Here is a 15847-nt window from a genome sequence, read left to right on the forward strand (position 1 = left end):
GCTTTTTCGGCTGTTCACGGTTTTGTGTTCGTTTTTCAGCCTTGGCTGGAAACCGCCGTCACAATGCCGACACACGCCTGAAAATAGGACTTGCGCGAAAGCTGCGTCGATGAGACGGAGCCTTCGCTCACAATCATCCATTTCCCCTTGCTGACGGGGGTGCGTCATGCCGGTCCAGAAATACGTTCCGCTGGCCATCCGGCGCTCGGTGCTGCCGAGCGCGTGGGATATCATGGCGCTCCTGCTGGTTGTCGGCGCGATCGTGCTGATTGCCTATGGCGCGGAAGTCACCACCGAGCCACTGTCGGCGCTCGACGCGACCCCGCTTTCGCTCGATCCCGCCAATCTGCCGGTTTATGCGCTGCGCACCACGCTGCGCATGCTGCTGGCGATCGTGCTGTCCACCATCTTCACCTTCATCTATGCCGCCGCCGCCGCGAAAAGCCGGCGTGCCGAGATGGTGCTGGTGCCGATGCTGGACATCCTCCAGTCGGTGCCGATCCTCGGCTTCCTCACCTTCACCGTCACCTTCTTCCTCAATCTGTTCCCCGGCTCGGTGCTGGGGGCGGAGCTGGCCTCGGTGTTCGCCATCTTCACCAGCCAGGCCTGGAACATGACCTTTTCCATGTACCAGTCGATGCGCAATGCGCCGGCCGACCTGGTGGAAGCGACCCGCAGCTTCCATTTGACCGGCTGGCAGCGCTTCTGGCGGCTCGACGTGCCCTTCGCCATGCCCGGTCTGGTCTGGAACGCCATGATGTCGATGTCGGGCGGATGGTTCTTCGTGGTCGCGTCGGAGGCGATCACCGTCGGCAACACCACCGTGACCCTGCCGGGCGTCGGCTCCTATGTGGCGCTGGCCATCCAGCAGCAGAACATCGCGGCGATCGTCTATGCCGTCATCACCATGCTGGTGGTGATCATCCTCTATGACCAGTTGCTGTTTCGCCCGCTGGTGGCCTGGGCCGACAAGTTCCGCTTCGAGACGACGGCATCGGCGGATGCGCCGCAGTCCTGGATGCTCGACCTGCTCCGCCGCTCCCGGCTGGTGCGTGTCCTCGTCACGCCGCTTGCCTGGCTGGCGCGGACGGTATGGACCCTTCGCCTGCCTGCAATGCCGGCTTTCGGGAGCGCCGAGCTTGGAAACGGCGCGGCGCGTTCACGCCTGGCTGACGGGCTCTGGATCGGGCTCATCGCGCTGGGCGCCGCCTATGGCGCCTATATCAGCATTGCCTATCTCAGGACCACTGTCGGCTGGCTCGACGTCGCCACCGTGCTCACCGACGCCTTCATCACGCTGGCGCGCGTCATCGTGCTGATGGCGCTGGCGACACTGCTGTGGGTGCCGGTGGGAGTCTGGATCGGCCTGCGCCCGAAGCTTGCCGAGAAGGTGCAGCCATTGGTGCAGTTCCTGGCCGCCTTTCCCGCCAACATCGCTTTCCCGGTGTTCGTGGTGCTGATCGCCCACTACGATCTCAACCCGAACGTCTGGCTCTCTCCGCTGATGATCCTGGGCACGCAGTGGTACATCCTGTTCAACGTCATCGCCGGTGCCTCGGCTTTCCCGAGCGACCTCAAGGAAGCGGCGCGCAGCTTCCACATCGCGGGCTGGCGCTGGTGGTTCAAGGTGATCCTGCCCGGCATCTTTCCGTACTACATCACTGGTGCGATCACCGCGTCGGGTGGCTCGTGGAACGCCTCGATCGTTGCCGAAGTGGCGAGCTGGGGCAACGAACAGCTTACCGCGCGCGGCCTTGGCGCCTACATCTCCAAGGCGACGTCCGCCGGTGATTTTCCGCGCGTCGTGCTCGGCATCGTCGTCATGTGCCTCTTCGTCACTCTCTTCAACCGTCTGGTCTGGCGCCCGCTCTATGCCTTTGGCGAGCGCCGGCTGCGTCTTGCGTGAACCATTCCATCGGGAGCCCTGCAATGCTCGATCAAGTCATCAGGAAGCCGCTCATCGATATCCGCCAGGTCTCGCGATCCTTTCCGAAGGGCAGCGGCAAGGACGTGACGGTGCTGGAAAATGTCGACCTGACCATTCGCGAGGGCGAGCTGGTCGGTCTGCTCGGTCGCTCGGGCTCCGGCAAGTCGACGCTGCTGCGCATCATCGCCGGTCTGGTTGCGCCGTCGTCCGGCGTCGCCGAGTGCCGGGGCTCGGAAATCCAGGGGCCGCCATCGGGCGTCGCTATGGTGTTCCAGTCCTTCGCGCTGTTTCCGTGGCTCACCGTTCTGCAGAACGTCGAACTTGGCCTGGAGGCGCAAGGGGTCGATCGCGCCGAACGCCGCTCGCGCGCGCTGGCGGCTATCGACCTGATCGGCCTCGACGGTTTCGAGAACGCTTTCCCGAAGGAGCTGTCGGGCGGCATGCGCCAGCGCGTTGGCTTCGCACGTGGACTGGTGGTGCATCCCGACCTGCTGTTGATGGACGAACCGTTCTCGGCGCTCGACGTGCTGACCGCCGAGACGCTGCGCACCGACATGATCGATCTCTGGGTAGAAGGTCGCCTGCCGATCAAGTCGGTGCTGATCGTCACCCACAACATCGAGGAGGCGGTGCTGATGTGCGACCGTATCCTCGTATTCTCCTCAAATCCGGGTCGCGTCGCGCGCGAACTGAAGGTCGACCTCCCGCACCCGCGCAACCGCCTCGATCCAGTCTTCCGGCAACTGGTCGATTCCATCTATGCCATCATGACGCAGCGCGCCGAACCCAAGGCTCTTTCCAAGGAAGGTATCCCCGGCGCTGGCATCGGCATGGTGTTGACCCATGTCTCGACCAACGTGCTCGCCGGTCTGATCGAGGCGCTGGCCGCTGCCCCCTATGATGGGCGTGCCGACCTGCCTGTGCTGGCGGGTGCCTTGCAGATGGAGGCGGACGAGATCTTCCATCTCGGCGAGACGCTGCAACTGCTGCGCCTGGCCCAGCTCAGCGAAGGTGATATCGAACTGACGGATGCCGGCAAGCGCTTTGCCCATATGGAAACGGACGATCGCAAGCGGCTGTTTGCCGAGCACATCTCGGCCTATGTGCCGCTGATCGGCCTGATCCGCAGGGTGCTCGACGAGCGTCCGTCCCACGTTGCGCCCGTAGCGCGCTTCCGCAATGAGCTGGAAGACTACATGACCGAGGACTATGCCGACGAAACGCTCAAGACGGTGATTTCATGGGCGCGCTACGCCGAGCTGTTCGCTTATGACGAACACAGCGAGTTGTTCAGCCTGGAGAACCCGCAATAGGCGAGACTGCCTGGATCATGCCAGCCAGCCAACGGCTGCGCCGACCAGCAGCAGGATGCCGATGGCGGCGCGGTAGAAGACAAATGGCCAGGTCGAAAAGCGCTCCAGGAAACGCATCAGCCCCCAGATTGCCGCAAAGGCTGAAAGGCTGGCGATAACGAGACCGAAGATCAGGACGTGCCAGGCTTCGGACGGGATGTGCGCCTTGTGGAGCACCCAGATCTCGTGCAGGCCGGCAAGTGCGATCGCCGGAATGCCGATCAGGAAGGAGAAGCGCGCGGCCTCTTCGCGCTTGAGGTCGCGAAACAGCGCCGCCGTGAGCGTCGAACCGGACCGCGAGATGCCAGGGATCAGGGCACCAACCTGGGCGACGCCGACGATCAGCGCGTCACGCAGGCGCATTTCCTCCACCGTCCGGCGATGCTTTGCCATCCGCTCGGCGACACCGAGCAGCACGGCCAATGCTACCATCGAGCAGCCGATCACCACGATGCCGCGCAGGGGCGAGTCGCAGCGGTTGAGCAGCGGTGACAACAACAGGCCACCGATCACGATGGGAATGGTTGCCAGCACGATACCGATGGCCAGGCGCCAGGTTGGGCTGGCAAAGTTGCCGGTACGCAGGGCCGTCACCGAGCCGCCGACAAGGCCGGTCACATCACGCCAGAAATAGCTGATCACTGCCGCCAGCGCTGCCAACTGCATGGCTGCGGAGAACGCGGAGCCTGGATCCTGCCAGCCGAGCAGGGCCGGTACGATGCGCATATGTGCGGTAGACGAGATCGGCAGCAATTCGGTGATGCCCTGTACCACGCCGAGCACCGCGACCTTTGCATAGCCAAGCGTCGCGAAGCCGATGTCAACGCCTTCCGAACATGCGTTTGCCATGACTGTCCCTCTCATCCCCGAGGTCGCGAGATCATCGCGGCCACTCCGTCTCCTCTCTCGCGAACCAGGCTGGCGGGATTAAGTCACGCGTGGATGAACTTTGCGTGATCGATGTGGTCGAGCGTCAGATCCAGCCCTGTGCCCATTTGAGACCGAAAGCGCCGGGTGCGAGGATGCCGGCTGCCCACAGCATTGCCGACGTCACATTGGCAAGCTGGAAGGCTAGAGGCGACATCTCGCAGATGCCGGCCACCAGTGGCATCGACGCACGCAGCGGTCCGGAGAAGCGTCCGATGAAGACGCCGAGCAAGCCCCAGCGTTCGAAGAAGCGGTGGCCGCGCTCCAGCAGGCCCGGATTGCGCGACAACGGCCAATAGCGCACCACGTCGTGCTTCAGCTTCTGGCCGATCCAGAACGAGAGCCAGTCGCCGAAGAAGGCGCCGATCGCCGCTGCCGCCCACAATGGCCAGAACGAAATGCCGCTCTCGCCGATGAGGAAACCAATACCGAGCAGGATGACGGTCGCCGGCACCAGCAGGGAGATGAAGGCGAGGGATTCGCCGAACGCGAGCGCCATGACGACCAGGAAACCCCATCCCTGGTTGGCCCGGACAAAATCGACGGCGGTTTGGGTCAGTGCCTGAAAATCCATGCTCAGGCCCTAGACGAAGTCGCCGGCTTTCGAAACCCGTTTCCGTCCGGCGCGCTGGATCAGCTTGTCACACCGCCGCCGAATGGCGGGCAGCACCTGTCGCAAGATAACTGTCGAAATGCGCCGCGATGGAGCGCACGAAAGGCTTGGCCTGCTCGGCGACACTGAACGTGCCGCCATAGGCAACCAGGCCGCTCGACGGGTCGACGGCAAGGATATAGGCATCGCGCAGGACGGGTCCGGCGGCCTCGCCGAACCGCACCAGAAGCTCGGCTTGCGAGAATGCAGAATCGCACATCAGCCGCTCGATCACCCAGCCGCGTGCGCGATCCTGCTGCGTCAGGGTGATGCCGCGCACCGTCGCCAGTTCGCCTTTTTCCACCAGCTTCTGGTATTCGCCGGTCGCCGGCATGTTCTGGACATAGCCTTGCGGCAGTCGCCCGATCGAGGACGCGCCCAGCCCGATCAGCGCATCGGCGCTGTCGACCGTATAGCCCTGGAAGTTGCGTTTGAGGGAGCCGTCCGTCAATGCCCGTGCCATGCTGTCGTCCGGCCAGGCGAAATGGTCCAGTCCGATTGCCACATAGCCGGCGCCGGCGATCATTTCCGCCGCCAGCTGCGATTGCGCCAGCCGCTCGGCGGCGCCGGGCAAGGCAGCTTCGTCGATCATCTTCTGGTGCTTCTTGAACCATGGCACATGCGCGTAGCCAAACAGCGCGATGCGGTCGGGACGCAAAGAGAGTACCTGTTCGACGGTGCGCGCGACGGTGGTCACCGTCTGATAAGGCAGGCCGTAAAGCACATCGAGATTGACCGAAGAGACCTCGCGCGCCCTGACGCTCTCGACCACCCAGCGGGTCTGTTCGAAACTCTGCTCGCGGTTGATCGCGCGCTGCACGGTTTCGTCGAAGTCCTGCACGCCGAGGCTGGCCCTGGTCATGCCGATTGCCGCCAGGGCATCGAAACGCCCATCGTCCATGTCGTTGGGGTCGATCTCGACGCTGATTTCGGCGTCGGCATGGAACCGGAATGCCGTGCGCAGCGCTGTGTCCACCAGGATCATGTCGTGCGGGCTGAGCAATGTCGGCGAACCGCCACCGAAATGCAGTGCGCTCACTTCGCATGAGCCATCGAGCAAGGCGCCGACTGTCCTGATTTCCCGTCGCAAGGCATCGACATAGCGCCGGACCGGCGCATAGGAGAGCGTCTGTTTCGTGTGGCAGGCGCAGAACCAGCACAGCCGGTCGCAATAAGGAACATGGGCGTAGAGGGACAGCGTGCTGCTGGCAGGCAATGCCGTCAGCCAGTCGCGATAGGTCTGTGCCGTGACGGCCGGATGAAAATGCGGCGCCGTCGGATAGCTGGTGTAGCGCGGCACCGGGGCCGAATAACGATTGAGGAAAATGTCCTGCATGGCAGCCCTCGAGATCATCGATTTCTCCTGACCGCGATCATGAACCGCGCGCCGGATCGGGCTCTTGATCCAGGTCAAATCGCGCCGGAGACAAACTGACGCGGGATTTCCTGGGCCGGACGGGGTAGAAGGAAAGGGTTAGCAACGCGGGGGCGCGATTGGCATGAACCTGCGACAGGATGTTCATAACGCAGGGATTCCGGTTCTCTGCCAGGCATGCGAGGCGCGCCATCGTGGTGTCTGCGGCGCGCTCGATTCCGAGCAGCTTGTGGCGCTGGCGAAGTCCTCTTCCAAGCAGAGCATCGAGCCGGGTGCGGAACTGGTCGGCGACATGGAGACGGTAGATCATTACTCCAACGTGCTGGCTGGTGTCGTCAAACTCACCAAGACCTTGTCCGATGGCCGCCAGCAGATCGTCGGCCTGCAGTTCGCGCCCGATTTTCTGGGACGCCCGTTCAAGAGCGAAAGCGCCGTCAATGCCGAGGCTGCGACGAACGTGTCGCTGTGCAGCTTTCCCAAGGCTGCCATCGAGCGGATGATGAAGCAGAGCCCGGAGCTCGAAAACCGGTTGCTGCGCCAGACGCTGAAGGAACTCGACGAGGCGCGTGACTGGATGCTGACGCTTGGCCGCAAGACGGCGGCGGAGAAGGTCGCGAGCTTCCTGCTGCTGATCGCCAATCACATCGACCCGACCTTGGGCGAAGGCGAGGAAAAGGTAACCTTCGACCTGCCACTGACGCGCGCCGACATCGCCGATTTCCTCGGCCTCACCATCGAGACGGTCTCGCGGCAGTTCACCAAGCTACGCGCCGATGGTGTCATCAGCATCGAGAACAACCGCCACGTCACCGTGGCGCGGCGTGAAAGGCTGGAGGCCCGCGCCGGGCACTGAGGGCGGTTGGCGTTTTCTAGCCCAGGATAGCCGGTAGCACATGCTCCCGTTCGAAGGCGATGTGACGCCGCAGCGTTTCGAACAGTCCCCGCAGCATGAAGCCCATCGCTTCGGCATTGGCGATCGGTTCGCCGTGACCGACGGCCAGCAGGATCTCGGTCACTTCGTCGGCAAAACTCTCGTCCTCGACATGTTCGACGCGAAGTCGATGAATGGTCAGGTCGGCGTCGGCTGAAGCCGCAGCGAAGGCCGGAAAGATCACATCATTCTCATAAGCGTGCGCCTGCCGCAGCAGCGGTACCAGCAGGCTGGCTATGCGCAGGCATTCGGCCCGGCACACGCCATCCGGCAAAGCATCGGCCACTGCCTCCAGCGCCGCGCAGAGCGCGAGCTTGTTTTCATGGACACGCTGCATGACCAGCGCCGGGCGTCTTACCTCTTCCCGCATGGCTGCCCCCGAGCGTGGTGGCTCGCCGGCCGCCATGGTCCTTACCTGTCGTTCACCTCGCACAGACGCCCTCCGCACCCCTTGTCCAGCCGTCAAGACTGGCAAGGAGCGACCGTCGAGGCTTTGACCTGGATCAAGGCGGACGCCTTCGCTTTGTCGGAAACGGGGCAGGAAAGACCGCATGGGGATGTGGTCTCGATGCTGGACAAGCCGAGGGATCGCTCGATGAGATATGGAGCCGAAATTGCCTGGATGAGCCTGGCGACGTTCCTGGCGCTGCTCGGCGCCGGCTTCGCCGCCGATGCTCCGTTCCGCGCGCATATGTGGGTGCTGTTCGCCGTTCTGGCCATCGGCACCATCGTGCTGCTGCGCAACGTCAGTTTCGAGCCGGAACCGCCGGTGGATCAATCCGCCTATATGGACGGACCCATCCGCTATGGCGCCGTCGCGACCGTATTCTGGGCGCTGGTCGGGCTGCTGGTCGGCGTCGTCATCGCGCTGCAGCTGGCCTTTCCGGACCTCAACCTGGAGCCCTGGTTCAACTTCGGCCGCATGCGGCCGCTGCACACCTCGGCGGTCATCTTCGCCTTTGGCGGCAACGCGCTGATCGCGACCTCCTTCTATGTCGTGCAGCGCACCTGCCGTGCGCGCCTCTTCGGTGGCAATCTCGCCTGGTACGTGTTCTGGGGCTACCAACTCTTCATCGTCATGGCCGCCACCGGCTATCTTCTCGGCATCACCCAGAGCCGTGAATATGCCGAGCCGGAATGGTACATCGACCTGTTCCTGACCGTCGTCTGGGTCGCCTATCTGGCGGTCTTCCTCGGCACGATCCTGAAGCGCAAGGAACCGCATATCTACGTCGCCAACTGGTTCTATCTGTCCTTCATCGTCACCATCGCGATGCTGCATGTGGTCAACAACCTCGCGGTGCCGGCCTCTTTCCTCGGATCGAAGAGCTATTCGCTGTTCTCCGGCGTGCAGGATGCGCTGACGCAATGGTGGTATGGCCACAACGCGGTCGGCTTCTTCCTCACCGCCGGCTTCCTCGGCATGATGTATTATTTCATCCCCAAGCAGGTGAACCGGCCGGTCTATTCCTACCGGCTGTCGATCATCCACTTCTGGTCCCTGATCTTCATGTACATCTGGGCCGGGCCGCATCACCTGCACTACACCGCGCTGCCCGACTGGGCGCAGACGCTGGGCATGGTGTTCTCGATCATGCTGTGGATGCCGTCCTGGGGCGGCATGATCAACGGCCTGATGACGCTCTCCGGCGCCTGGGACAAGCTGCGCACCGACCCGATCGTCCGCATGATGGTGACGGCGGTGGCCTTCTACGGCATGGCCACCTTCGAGGGGCCGATGATGTCGATCAAGGCCGTCAACTCACTGTCCCACTACACCGACTGGACCATCGGCCACGTGCATTCCGGCGCGCTCGGCTGGAACGGCCTGATCTCGTTCGGAGCGGTCTACTTCATGGTGCCGCGCCTGTGGAACCGCGAGCGCCTTTACTCGGTGCGCATGGTCAACTGGCACTTCTGGCTGGCGACACTCGGCATTGTCATCTACGCCGCCTCCATGTGGGTGTCGGGCATCATGCAGGGCCTGATGTGGCGTGAATACGATGAGCAGGGCTTCCTGATCTATTCCTTCGCCGAGTCCGTCGCCGCCATGCATCCCTACTACGTCATGCGCGCCTTTGGCGGTGCGCTCTACCTCTCCGGCGTGGTGATCATGGCCTGGAACATCTTCATGACCATTCGCGGCCACCAGCGCGAGGAAGTGCCGACCACCGGTACGACGCCCGCCCTGCAGCCGGCCGCATAGGAGTTCTCACATGGCTTTGATGGACAAACACGCGCTCATCGAGCGCAACGCGACGCTGCTGCTCGTCGGCTCGTTCCTGGTCGTCACCATCGGCGGCATCGTCGAGATCGCGCCGCTGTTCTATCTCGAGAACACCATCGAGAAGGTGGAAGGCATGCGGCCCTATTCGCCGCTGGAGCTGGCGGGCCGCAACATCTACATCCGCGAAGGCTGCTATCTCTGCCACAGCCAGATGATCCGGCCTTTCCGCGACGAAGTCGAGCGCTACGGCCACTACAGCCTGGCGGCGGAGTCCATGTACGACCATCCGTTCCAGTGGGGATCGAAGCGCACCGGGCCCGACCTCGCGCGCGTCGGCGACCGCTATTCCAACGAATGGCATGTCCAGCATCTCAGTGATCCGCGTTCGGTGGTGCCGGAATCGATCATGCCGCGCTACGCCTTCCTGAAGGACGTGCCGCTGTCGCCCAAGGGCTTCTCCACGCAGCTCGTCGCCAATGTCGATGTCGGTGTCCCTTACACCCAGGAGATGATCGACAACGCGGAAGCCGACCTTGTCGCGCAGGCCAATCCCAATGCCGACACCTCCGCTCTGTCGAAGCGCTATCCGAAAGCCAAAACAGGCGACTTCGATGGCAACCCGCAGAAGGTGACGGAGATGGACGCGCTGGTCGCCTATCTGCAGATGCTCGGCACGCTGGTCGATTTCTCGACCTATGACGAAGCCGCCGGCTACCGCTGACGGAGGCGCGAGATGGAAACCTACACCGCCATGCGCCACTTCGCCGACAGCTGGGGGCTGCTCGGCATGACCGTCTTCTTTGTCGGCGTGGTGCTCTTCACCCTTCGCCCCGGCAGCAGGAAGCATGCCGATGCGGCAGCCAGGATACCGTTCGAGGACGACAAGCCATGACCGAAAAACACATCGATGAGGTTTCCGGCGTTTCGACCACCGGACATGAATGGGACGGCATCCGCGAACTCGACAACCCAATGCCGCGCTGGTGGCTGTGGACGTTCTACGCGACGGTCATCTGGGCGATCGGCTACACCGTCGCCTATCCGGCATGGCCGCTTCTGACATCCGCCACCAGCGGCGTGCTCGCTTATTCGAGCCGCGGCGAGGTCAAACAGGAACTGGCGGCCGCCAGTGCTGCCCAGGAAAAGTACATCGCCGCGATCAAGGCGAAGTCGGTGGATGAGATCGAAGCCGACAGCAGCCTGCGCGACTTCGCCACCGCTGCCGGCGCGGCGACCTTCCGCGTGAATTGCGTGCAGTGCCATGGTTCGGGCGCGCAAGGGTCGCTAGGCTTTCCCAACCTCAACGACGACGAATGGCTGTGGGGCGGCTCGGCCGACCAGATCCACAAGACCATCACCCACGGCATCCGCTTCGCCGACGATCCCGACACCCGCACCTCCGAAATGCCTGCCTTCGCCGAAATGCTCAATGCCGGTCAGATCGGCGATGTCAGCGCCTATGTGGCGAGCCTGTCGGGGCCGGTCAGCGATCCTGCGAAAGTCGAGCCCGGCGCCAAGGTCTTCGCCGACAACTGCGCCGCCTGCCATGGCGCCAATGCCAAGGGCAACCGCGACCTTGGCGCGCCGGACCTGACCGATGCGATCTGGCTCTATGGGTCCGGTGAACGCGCCATCGCCCAGCAGGTGAGGGCACCCAAGAACGGCGTCATGCCGGCCTGGGGCGCAAGGCTGGGCGACATCAAGGTCAAGGAACTGGCCGTCTATGTGCATTCGCTGGGGGGAGGGGAATAGGGTCCGCCTAAATCTGTTCCCCTGGGGCCCGGCGACGGGACCCGTCGAAAGGCGGGTCCCGACAGCACATCGACCGCTTGATCTCGGTCAAGGCAAATCCGCCCAGCCAGGCGCATGCAGGGTGAGAAGCGTGGGAATGCGTGATGCTTGATGTTGGAGAGGTCGAAAGGCTGGAAGCGGAGGCGGTCAATTCCGCCAGGATCCGCCAGCCTCTTTATGCGGCGCGCAGGAAGATCTTTCCCAAGCGTGCCTCCGGTCAGTTCCGCCGCTTCAAGTGGATCGTCATGGCGATCACGCTGGGCATCTACTACCTGACGCCCTGGCTGCGCTGGGACCGTGGTCCCTATGCGCCCGACCAGGCCGTGCTCGTCGATCTCGCCAGCCGCCGTTTCTATTTCTTCTTCATTGAGATCTGGCCGCAGGAATTCTTCTTCGTCGCCGGCCTGCTGGTGATGGCGGGCATCGGCCTGTTCCTGATCACGTCGACGGTCGGCCGCGCCTGGTGTGGCTATACCTGCCCGCAGACCGTCTGGGTCGATCTCTTCCTCGTGGTCGAACGTGCCGTCGAGGGTGACCGCAATGCCCGTATCAAGCTGGACGGGGCTCCCTGGTCGGCCGGCAAGATCGTCAAGCGTTTTGCCAAGCACGCCATCTGGCTGCTGATCGCCGTCGCCACCGGCGGCGCCTGGATCTTCTATTTCGCCGATGCGCCGATGCTGCTCGGCGAAGTGCTGACCGGCCAGGCCGCGGCCGTTGCCTACATGACCATCGCGGTGTTGACCGCCACGACCTATATTTTCGGCGGGCTGATGCGCGAGCAGGTCTGTACCTACATGTGCCCGTGGCCGCGTATCCAGGCTGCGATGCTCGATGAGAATTCGCTCACCGTCACCTACAACGACTGGCGTGGCGAACCGCGTTCGCGCCATGCGAAAAAGGCGCTTGCTGCCGGCGAGAGCGTCGGCGATTGCGTCGACTGCAACGCCTGCGTCGCGGTCTGCCCGATGGGCATCGATATCCGCGACGGCCAGCAGCTCGAATGCATCACCTGCGCGCTCTGTATCGACGCCTGCGACGGCGTCATGGACAAGATTGGCAAGGAGCGCGGGCTGATCGCCTATGCGACCCTGAACGACTACAACGCCAACATGGCGCTGGCCACGGGCAACGGCGCCCATGCGATCGAGCCGGTCCTGGTCAGGCAGCCGGGCGGGCGCCTCTCGGACAGGGTGGCCCAGTTTCATCTTGGCAAGATCTTCAGGCCGCGCACCTTCGTCTACACCGCCGTGTGGGCCTTGATCGGCCTTGCCATGCTTTATGCCCTGCTGACGCGCGAACGGTTGCAGCTCAACGTCCTGCACGATCGCAATCCGCAGTTCGTAGTGCTGGCGGATGGCGCCATCCGCAATGGCTACACCGTCAAGCTGCTCAACATGATCCCCGAGCCACGCACCATCCGGATCACGCTGGAGGGGTTGCAAGGGAGCGCCATGAACGCGGTCGGCGCTGGGCAGGCGGAAGGCGAAACCCTCGCCGTCGAGGTCGAGCCGGACCGGCTGAAATCGCTCAAGATCTATGTGCGGCAGCCGCGCGATCTGGTGCGCCCCGGCAGCACGGCCTTCCGCTTCGTCGCCAGGGACGCCGGTGGCGCCGAGACCGCCAGCTATGACGCCAATTTCATCGCCCCGGAGGCATCGAGATGAGCACACGCCATCGCCCCACCGGTGAGTTCACCGGCCGCCACATGCTGATCATCACCCTCACGTTCTTCGGTGTCATCATCGCCGTCAACATGACGATGGCCACGCTTGCGCGGTCGAGCTGGACCGGTCTTGTGGTGCAGAACAGCTATGTCGCCAGCCAGCAGTTCAACAGGAAGGCGGAGGAGGGACGCGCGCAGGCGGCGCTGCATTGGCGAGGCAAGTTGACGGTCGCCGATGGCGTGATCCGCTATGCGCTGGTCGATGCCGCCGGCAAGCCCGTCTTCCCCGCCGGCGTGAAGGTAACGCTCCGGCATCCGGCCTATGATGCCGAGGACCGCACGGTCGAACTTGCGCCGGAGCCGGGCGGGGCTTTCAGCGTCAGGCAGGCGGTGCGCGACGGTGCCTGGATCATCGAGGTCGATGCCGATATCGGGCGCGGCTCGCCGTACCGGCAGGTGCAGCGTGTCTTTGTGCGTGGCGGAGCAATCCAATGAGTTGCTGTGCACCGGGTATCGAATCCGCGCTCGACCTCGATCAAGCCGGCGCCCCATCCGTCGACGAGATCAGGCTTGCCAGCCGTCCGCTCGGCGGAGGGCTTTCGCAGGTCGACTTCGCTGTCCCCGGCGTGCATTGCGCTGCCTGCATCCGCACCGTCGAGACCGCCTTGCAGAAATTGCCGGGCGTGGCAGGTGCACGCGTGAACCTGTCGACCAAACGCGTCTCCGTGCGGCTGCGCGAAGGAGAACTTCCGCCACTGTTCGCGACACTTTCCGGGCTTGGTTACGAGGCGCATCTGTTCGATCGCGTAGACGACACCGGCAAGGACCCGGTGCTGGCCGAACTGGTCCGCGCCGTCGCCATAGCCGGTTTCGCCGCTACCAACATCATGCTGCTGTCTGTCTCCGTGTGGTCCGGCGCGACGGACGCCACGCGCGACCTGTTCCACTGGGTCTCGGCACTGATCGCCATTCCGGCCCTGGTCTTTGCCGGGCGCATCTATTTCCGCTCGGCCTGGAATGCGCTCAGCCATGGCCGCATGAACATGGATGTGCCGATCGCCGTCGGCATCACGCTGGCTTATGGCCTCAGCCTCTACGAGACGATCAACCATGGCCCGCATGCCTATTTCGACGCGTCGGTGTCGCTGCTGTTCTTCCTGCTGATCGGTCGCACGCTCGACCACGTCATGCGCGAGAAGGCGCGCACGGCGGTGAGTGGTCTGAGGCGGTTGGCCGCGCGGGGTGCGACGGTTGTCGCCGGCGATGGTTCGCTGAGCTATATGCCGGTCGAGGAGATCGCCAAAGGCGACGTGATCCTCGTCGCTCCGGGCGAGCGCGTGCCGGTCGATGCCCTTGTCATGCAGGGTGCCTCCGAAGTCGATCAATCCCTGGTCAACGGCGAAAGCGAGCCGGAGGCGGTAGACCGCGGCGCAGTGCTCCAGGCCGGCACACTGAACCTCACCGGTGCGCTGACGGTTCGGGCGACCGCCACGGCACAGGATTCCTTCCTGGCCGAGATGGTGCGGCTGATGGAGGCGGCGGAAGGTGGCCGGGCGCTCTACCGGCGCATCGCCGACCGGGCATCCGCGCTCTATGCGCCCGTCGTGCACCTGACCGCGCTGCTCACCTTCATCGGTTGGCTGGTCGTTTCGGGCGATTGGCACCAGGCGATCACCATCGCCATTGCCGTGCTCATCATCACCTGTCCCTGTGCGCTCGGCCTCGCCGTGCCGATCGTGCAGGTGGTGGCCGCGCGCCGCCTCTTCGAACGCGGCATCATGGTCAAGGATGGCTCGGCTATGGAACGGCTCGCCGAAATCGACACGGTGGTGTTCGACAAGACCGGCACGCTGACGCTCGGTGCGCTCAGGCTGGTGAATGGCGACCGGATCGCATCCGTCGACATGGCTGTGGCTGCACAACTGGCGGCGCATTCCAGGCATCCCGTCGCGCGTGCCATCGCGGATGCCTGTCCGGGCATATCGTTCCAACCTGATCTTCTGGAAGCGGTCAGCGAAGTGCCCGGTTTCGGACTGGAGACGTCGATGAACGGTTCGGTCTGGCGGCTCGGTCGGGCGCAATGGGCACTGAAGGATTGCAGCGAGGCGACCGGCACCGTTCTGACCCGCGACGGTGTCCTGCGCGCCAGCTTCGTCTGCGAGGACAGGCTGCGCGCCTGTGCGGCCGAAACCGTGGCGAAGCTGGCAGCGCTAGGCCTGACAGTGGAGATGCTGACCGGCGACCACGACGCCAATGCCAGACCCATAGCCAGGCAGCTCGGCATTGATGCTTACCGTTCTGGCATGCTGCCGGGCGAAAAGGTCGCGCGCATCGCTGCGTTTGCCGACAGTGGCGGCAGGGTTCTCATGGTTGGTGATGGTTTGAACGATGCGCCAGCGCTGGCTGCCGCCCATGTCTCGATGGCGCCGGCGACCGCCGCCGATATCGGTCGCAACGCTGCGGATTTCGTCTTCTTGCGTGAGAGCCTTGCCGTGATCCCCTTCGCGCTGGAGATCTCTCGCAAGGCGGGCCGGCTGATCCGGCAGAACCTGGGCTTCGCCATCGCCTACAATTTCGTCGCGGTGCCGATCGCCATCTTCGGTTATGTCACGCCGCTGATCGCCGCGATCGCCATGTCGCTGTCCTCGATCATCGTCATCGCCAATGCCATGCGCCTGGCCAGCGGCTCGAGGGCTTCCGGTAAGGAAGCCGTGATGGACACAGCAGCGCCGATCGGCTTGATCGGACGGCCGGCGCAATGAGCAATCTCGTCGTCCTGATCCCGGTAGCGCTTTTGCTTGGTGGGGCTGGCCTCATCGCCTTCCTGTGGGCGTTGCGCAGTGGCCAGTATGAGGATCTCGACGGCAGTGCCGCGCGCATCCTCATCGACGATGAGCGCGCCGATCAGGCATGACGCCATCGGTCTTCCCAGCGCCATACACGCCGCGCCTCTTTAGTCTACGAATTTTGTAGGGTTAGCAAAAAATCGCGCCGATCGCGGG

The 15847-nt window shown here is 63.9% G+C and carries 15 protein-coding genes; 11 read left to right on the plus strand and 4 right to left on the minus strand.

The genetic code is table 11. From position 1 onward, the window contains the following. Window positions 1–166 precede the first annotated feature (166 nt). Both AC3WTO_RS00440 and AC3WTO_RS00445 read left to right on the plus strand, forming a co-directional pair. Window positions 167–1906 carry an ABC transporter permease gene (locus AC3WTO_RS00440; RefSeq protein WP_492458713.1) on the plus strand — a complete coding sequence of 580 codons (1740 nt, stop codon included), beginning with the start codon at window positions 167–169 and terminating at the stop codon, window positions 1904–1906. 23 nt (window positions 1907–1929) lie between these two features. After that, window positions 1930–3240: an ABC transporter ATP-binding protein gene (locus AC3WTO_RS00445; RefSeq protein ID WP_492458714.1), complete on the plus strand. Its 1311-nt coding sequence runs from the start codon at window positions 1930–1932 to the stop codon at window positions 3238–3240. A gap of 15 nt (window positions 3241–3255) precedes the next feature. Here the strand turns inward: AC3WTO_RS00445 and AC3WTO_RS00450 are convergent, their stop codons facing one another. The 3 genes from AC3WTO_RS00450 to hemN all read right to left on the minus strand — a co-directional run bounded on the left by AC3WTO_RS00450 (window position 3256) and on the right by hemN (window position 6194). Beyond that, window positions 3256–4128 (minus strand): undecaprenyl-diphosphate phosphatase, encoded by an 873-nt coding sequence (locus tag AC3WTO_RS00450; RefSeq protein ID WP_492458715.1) that lies wholly within the window; start codon window positions 4126–4128, stop codon window positions 3256–3258. Window positions 4129–4252: 124 nt separating this feature from the next. After that, window positions 4253–4780: a DedA family protein gene (locus AC3WTO_RS00455; RefSeq protein WP_492458716.1), complete on the minus strand. Its 528-nt coding sequence runs from the start codon at window positions 4778–4780 to the stop codon at window positions 4253–4255. A gap of 67 nt (window positions 4781–4847) precedes the next feature. Then, complete coding sequence (gene hemN, locus AC3WTO_RS00460) at window positions 4848–6194, minus strand: oxygen-independent coproporphyrinogen III oxidase (protein ID WP_492460001.1); 1347 nt, start codon at window positions 6192–6194, stop codon at window positions 4848–4850. A gap of 163 nt (window positions 6195–6357) precedes the next feature. Between hemN and AC3WTO_RS00465 the strand changes: the two genes are divergently transcribed. Further along, window positions 6358–7086, plus strand: a complete 729-nt coding sequence (locus AC3WTO_RS00465; protein WP_492458717.1) for a Crp/Fnr family transcriptional regulator — start codon at window positions 6358–6360, stop codon at window positions 7084–7086. Between the two features lie 16 nt (window positions 7087–7102). On the opposite strand, the gene AC3WTO_RS00470 is transcribed toward AC3WTO_RS00465, so the two are convergent. Then, window positions 7103–7570, minus strand: a complete 468-nt coding sequence (locus AC3WTO_RS00470; RefSeq protein WP_492458718.1) for a hemerythrin domain-containing protein — start codon at window positions 7568–7570, stop codon at window positions 7103–7105. Between the two features lie 189 nt (window positions 7571–7759). On the opposite strand from AC3WTO_RS00470, the gene ccoN reads away from it, so the two are divergent. From ccoN to ccoS, 8 genes are all read left to right on the plus strand, one after another. Next, window positions 7760–9370 carry a cytochrome-c oxidase, cbb3-type subunit I gene (ccoN, locus tag AC3WTO_RS00475; protein ID WP_492458719.1) on the plus strand — a complete coding sequence of 537 codons (1611 nt, stop codon included), beginning with the start codon at window positions 7760–7762 and terminating at the stop codon, window positions 9368–9370. A 10-nt stretch (window positions 9371–9380) separates the two neighbouring features. After that, the gene (gene ccoO, locus AC3WTO_RS00480; protein ID WP_492458720.1) at window positions 9381–10112 is read left to right on the plus strand and encodes a cytochrome-c oxidase, cbb3-type subunit II; all 732 of its coding nucleotides are present in this window, start codon (window positions 9381–9383) and stop codon (window positions 10110–10112) included. Between the two features lie 12 nt (window positions 10113–10124). Beyond that, window positions 10125–10283 carry a cbb3-type cytochrome c oxidase subunit 3 gene (locus AC3WTO_RS00485; protein WP_129410980.1) on the plus strand — a complete coding sequence of 53 codons (159 nt, stop codon included), beginning with the start codon at window positions 10125–10127 and terminating at the stop codon, window positions 10281–10283. Then, window positions 10280–11143 carry a cytochrome-c oxidase, cbb3-type subunit III gene (gene ccoP / locus AC3WTO_RS00490; RefSeq protein ID WP_492458721.1) on the plus strand — a complete coding sequence of 288 codons (864 nt, stop codon included), beginning with the start codon at window positions 10280–10282 and terminating at the stop codon, window positions 11141–11143. Before AC3WTO_RS00485 ends, ccoP begins: the two co-directional genes overlap by 4 nt. Window positions 11144–11286: 143 nt before the next feature. Further along, entirely contained in the window at window positions 11287–12846 is a 1560-nt protein-coding gene (ccoG, locus tag AC3WTO_RS00495; RefSeq protein ID WP_492458722.1) for a cytochrome c oxidase accessory protein CcoG, read from the plus strand. Next, entirely contained in the window at window positions 12843–13340 is a 498-nt protein-coding gene (locus tag AC3WTO_RS00500) for a FixH family protein (protein ID WP_492458723.1), read from the plus strand. The genes ccoG and AC3WTO_RS00500 overlap by 4 nt, the downstream gene beginning before the upstream one ends. Then, window positions 13337–15607 carry a cation-translocating P-type ATPase gene (locus AC3WTO_RS00505; protein WP_492458724.1) on the plus strand — a complete coding sequence of 757 codons (2271 nt, stop codon included), beginning with the start codon at window positions 13337–13339 and terminating at the stop codon, window positions 15605–15607. The genes AC3WTO_RS00500 and AC3WTO_RS00505 overlap by 4 nt, the downstream gene beginning before the upstream one ends. After that, window positions 15604–15759: a cbb3-type cytochrome oxidase assembly protein CcoS gene (gene ccoS / locus AC3WTO_RS00510; RefSeq protein ID WP_492458725.1), complete on the plus strand. Its 156-nt coding sequence runs from the start codon at window positions 15604–15606 to the stop codon at window positions 15757–15759. Before AC3WTO_RS00505 ends, ccoS begins: the two co-directional genes overlap by 4 nt. The last annotated feature ends 88 nt before the right edge of the window (window positions 15760–15847 follow it).

The sequence above is a fragment of the Mesorhizobium sp. EU05-FHT14A09 genome (assembly GCF_058790995.1).

Bases quoted from the DNA above. Each gene is read 5' to 3' on its own strand.
- AC3WTO_RS00470 (WP_492458718.1), bottom strand. From the start codon at position 7,570: ATGGCGGCCGGCGAGCCACCACGCTCGGGGGCAGCCATGCGGGAAGAG.
- hemN (WP_492460001.1), bottom strand. From the start codon at position 6,194: ATGCAGGACATTTTCCTCAATCGTTATTCGGCCCCGGTGCCGCGCTAC.
- AC3WTO_RS00445 (WP_492458714.1), top strand. From the start codon at position 1,930: ATGCTCGATCAAGTCATCAGGAAGCCGCTCATCGATATCCGCCAGGTC.
- AC3WTO_RS00500 (WP_492458723.1), top strand. From the start codon at position 12,843: ATGAGCACACGCCATCGCCCCACCGGTGAGTTCACCGGCCGCCACATG.
- AC3WTO_RS00440 (WP_492458713.1), top strand. From the start codon at position 167: ATGCCGGTCCAGAAATACGTTCCGCTGGCCATCCGGCGCTCGGTGCTG.
- AC3WTO_RS00505 (WP_492458724.1), top strand. From the start codon at position 13,337: ATGAGTTGCTGTGCACCGGGTATCGAATCCGCGCTCGACCTCGATCAA.
- AC3WTO_RS00465 (WP_492458717.1), top strand. From the start codon at position 6,358: ATGAACCTGCGACAGGATGTTCATAACGCAGGGATTCCGGTTCTCTGC.
- ccoS (WP_492458725.1), top strand. From the start codon at position 15,604: ATGAGCAATCTCGTCGTCCTGATCCCGGTAGCGCTTTTGCTTGGTGGG.
- ccoN (WP_492458719.1), top strand. From the start codon at position 7,760: ATGAGATATGGAGCCGAAATTGCCTGGATGAGCCTGGCGACGTTCCTG.
- ccoG (WP_492458722.1), top strand. From the start codon at position 11,287: ATGCTTGATGTTGGAGAGGTCGAAAGGCTGGAAGCGGAGGCGGTCAAT.
- ccoO (WP_492458720.1), top strand. From the start codon at position 9,381: ATGGCTTTGATGGACAAACACGCGCTCATCGAGCGCAACGCGACGCTG.
- AC3WTO_RS00455 (WP_492458716.1), bottom strand. From the start codon at position 4,780: ATGGATTTTCAGGCACTGACCCAAACCGCCGTCGATTTTGTCCGGGCC.
- ccoP (WP_492458721.1), top strand. From the start codon at position 10,280: ATGACCGAAAAACACATCGATGAGGTTTCCGGCGTTTCGACCACCGGA.
- AC3WTO_RS00485 (WP_129410980.1), top strand. From the start codon at position 10,125: ATGGAAACCTACACCGCCATGCGCCACTTCGCCGACAGCTGGGGGCTG.
- AC3WTO_RS00450 (WP_492458715.1), bottom strand. From the start codon at position 4,128: ATGGCAAACGCATGTTCGGAAGGCGTTGACATCGGCTTCGCGACGCTT.